Raw genomic sequence first — 2,315 nt, 5'->3', positions numbered from 1 at the left:
TGTCAGCCAGTCCCCTGGCAGAGACAGATTGCCGTTATCCCGTATCTAGTTCACGCAGCCACAGCCAGCCAGAAACCGGTTTAAAATTCGCCGGCCAGCTTCTGGATGAAGAATCGGGGCTGCACTACAACCGCTTCCGCTACTACGACCCGCAGGCCTGCTGTTACTTAAGCCCGGACTCGATAGGGCTGGCGGGGGGGATGAACCTGTATGCCTACGTTAAAAACCCTCTTACATGGATAGATCCGCTGGGATTGGCTGGGTGTAATCTCAATCCTAAAGATATTCACTACATGCAAAGCTCAATTAAAAATCAAACAGGAGCTCATACTGTTCTGGATAACGCTGCTGCATTAGCAAATGGAACACTTAAAGCTGCGGATCTACCTGCTATTAAGGTTTGGCGGGATGCTACAGGGAAAATATGGACTCTAGACCATCGAAGATTGGCCGCATTTAAAATAGCAGGTCTTGAAAGCGTACCAGTCCAATAGGCTACAGCCAAAGAAGTTGCAGGCCAAATGTGGAAAATGACAACAAAAACTGAAGGTAAGAGCATCATTTTAAAATTAGGTGATGGAATTAAACAGATAATAGGTGGTTGAAATGGAAAATGATTTATATCCTGTTGAAACTAGAGATGAATTAATTAAATTAATTTTATCTTTGGCTTCGGAAGCAAGAAATAATCCTGATGAGTGGGAGAATAATGATCTTCCATCTTTTTTAGAAGCGATGGCTTCATGGATGGAAGACATGGATGGTTTTTATAAGAATATGAATAAGCCATGCCCAGATAATGCCAGTTGGAGTGTCCTTGCTGACGTATTAATGGCTGCCAGGATCTACGAATAACTAAAACAAGCCGGAATGATCATAAGGTATCTTCCGGCTTGTTTTACCTGTCATCATGCCAATATATTCCCCTGCTGAATCCTAATCACCACCTTGCCAGGCATCACGCTGATCGCCAGCGGTTGCTCGGTCAGGCCGCACTGCGTCCGCCAGTCCTCTGGCAGAGACAGATTGCCGTTATCCCGTATCTAGTTCACGCAGCCACAGCCAGCCAGAACCCGGTTTAAAATTCGCCGGCCAGCTTCTGGATGAAGAATCGGGGCTGCACTACAACCGCTTCCGCTACTACGACCCACAGGCCTGCTGTTACTTAAGTCCGGACCCGATAGGGCTGGCGGGGGGCGAGAGGCCGTATGGGTATGTGCATAATCCGCTGGGATGGATAGATCCGCTGGGGCTGGCGGCATGTCCAGGAATGTATGATTGGTATAAATACAATCGCTCCCGAGGCATGACAGCAACACAAGCACATCAAGCGATAAAAAATGCTTCACCACAAGATGTATTTAATTACGCCTTACATCGCCAAGGTATGTCAGGAAGCAATTACCCTATCAACTTTAAAGAGAAATTTACGGCAGGAAATTATAAGTATGAAGTAAGGGCGCACGATGTTAATCCGAATGCCCCATCGGGAAGTAATTCTGCTAATGGCCCTATATATAGAGTGGGTAGAAGTCAAAACGGGGTAAACCCTGTTACTAATCAAGGATATGGCTGGGAATATGGTTCTCCTAGTGGTAGTTGGCATCATACATCTGTATTGAAGCCTAATAGTCCGAACTATAATCCAGGAGCCGCAAATGATACGCATATACCACTGCCTACAGGAATTATTCCATGAGTGAGCAAAGTATAATTAATGATATAAAAAAACATGATTGGAAAGAAAGTTGGCTGGACTTCTCAGTCTTCCTTTATGAAAGAGGTCGATTAGTCATCGTGGGAAGTGATGATCTTTCCTACTATCATAATTTAGAAATCACAATCGAAACTCCGTCTTACATTAATGGAGTTATGGATTGGTCATGTGATCTTGATGAGGGTTTTATGAAAATATCAATTCAAGATAATGGCTCCCAAAAATTATCAACCCTTGAATTCTATTCAGATGATGAGTTGAAGTTTAAAGTGGTTGGGGAAAGTATATCAGTTAACTTCGATACGGTATTTTATTATAAAAGAGATAATTTAAGCACTGGTGAACGATTGGCTTATTGGGTCAAGTAATATATAACTGGGAAGATCCTCTGGATCTTCCCAGTTATATTATCCTTTAATTTACGAGCATGTTAGTTTACATTATCTTAATTACTACCTTGCCGGGCATTACGCTGATCGCCAGCGGTTGCTCGGTAAGGCCGCACTGCGTCAGCCAGTCCCCCGCCAGATACAGTTCGCCGTTATCCCGTATCTAGTTCACGTAACCACAGCCAGCCAGAACCCGGTTTAAAATTCGC

General features: G+C 44.1%; 4 protein-coding genes and 2 pseudogenes. 4 read left to right on the top strand and 2 right to left on the bottom strand.

Annotated features, from left to right (window positions below; genetic code table 11):
• Window positions 1-494 (top strand): RHS repeat-associated core domain-containing protein (locus ACQ4OC_RS19435; RefSeq protein WP_430971550.1); only part of this gene is annotated, 494 nt, incomplete at its 5' end.
• Window positions 495-606: 112 nt separating this feature from the next.
• On the top strand, window positions 607-855 hold the full coding sequence (locus tag ACQ4OC_RS19430) for a DUF7660 family protein (RefSeq protein ID WP_064512413.1): 249 nt from the start codon (window positions 607-609) through the stop codon (window positions 853-855).
• Window positions 856-908: 53 nt separating this feature from the next.
• Here ACQ4OC_RS19430 and ACQ4OC_RS19425 read toward each other — a convergent pair whose 3' ends face one another.
• Entirely contained in the window at window positions 909-1,025 is a 117-nt protein-coding gene (locus ACQ4OC_RS19425) for a hypothetical protein (RefSeq protein WP_430971551.1), read from the bottom strand.
• A gap of 44 nt (window positions 1,026-1,069) precedes the next feature.
• Between ACQ4OC_RS19425 and ACQ4OC_RS19420 the strand changes: the two are divergent.
• Window positions 1,070-1,699, top strand: a pseudogene (locus ACQ4OC_RS19420) (RHS repeat-associated core domain-containing protein); the annotation flags it as partial.
• Window positions 1,696-2,085: a hypothetical protein gene (locus ACQ4OC_RS19415; RefSeq protein ID WP_430971549.1), complete on the top strand. Its 390-nt coding sequence runs from the start codon at window positions 1,696-1,698 to the stop codon at window positions 2,083-2,085. The pseudogene ACQ4OC_RS19420 and the gene ACQ4OC_RS19415, both read left to right, overlap by 4 nt.
• Before the next feature lie 67 nt (window positions 2,086-2,152).
• On the opposite strand, the pseudogene ACQ4OC_RS19410 reads toward ACQ4OC_RS19415, so the two are convergent.
• Window positions 2,153-2,269 (bottom strand): annotated as a pseudogene (locus ACQ4OC_RS19410) (SymE family type I addiction module toxin); the annotation flags it as partial.
• Window positions 2,270-2,315: the final 46 nt, after the last annotated feature.

Origin of the sequence: Yersinia sp. J1, assembly GCF_050586585.1 — a bacterium.
In the GTDB taxonomy this organism is placed as follows: Bacteria; Pseudomonadota; Gammaproteobacteria; order Enterobacterales; family Enterobacteriaceae; genus Yersinia; species Yersinia entomophaga.
This window is presented reverse-complemented; position numbering and strand designations above follow the sequence as displayed.

What these genes read in the sequence shown, in the direction of transcription:
- ACQ4OC_RS19430 (WP_064512413.1), top strand. Translation starts at nt 607, where the DNA reads ATGGAAAATGATTTATATCCTGTTGAAACTAGAGATGAATTAATTAAA.
- ACQ4OC_RS19415 (WP_430971549.1), top strand. Translation starts at nt 1,696, where the DNA reads ATGAGTGAGCAAAGTATAATTAATGATATAAAAAAACATGATTGGAAA.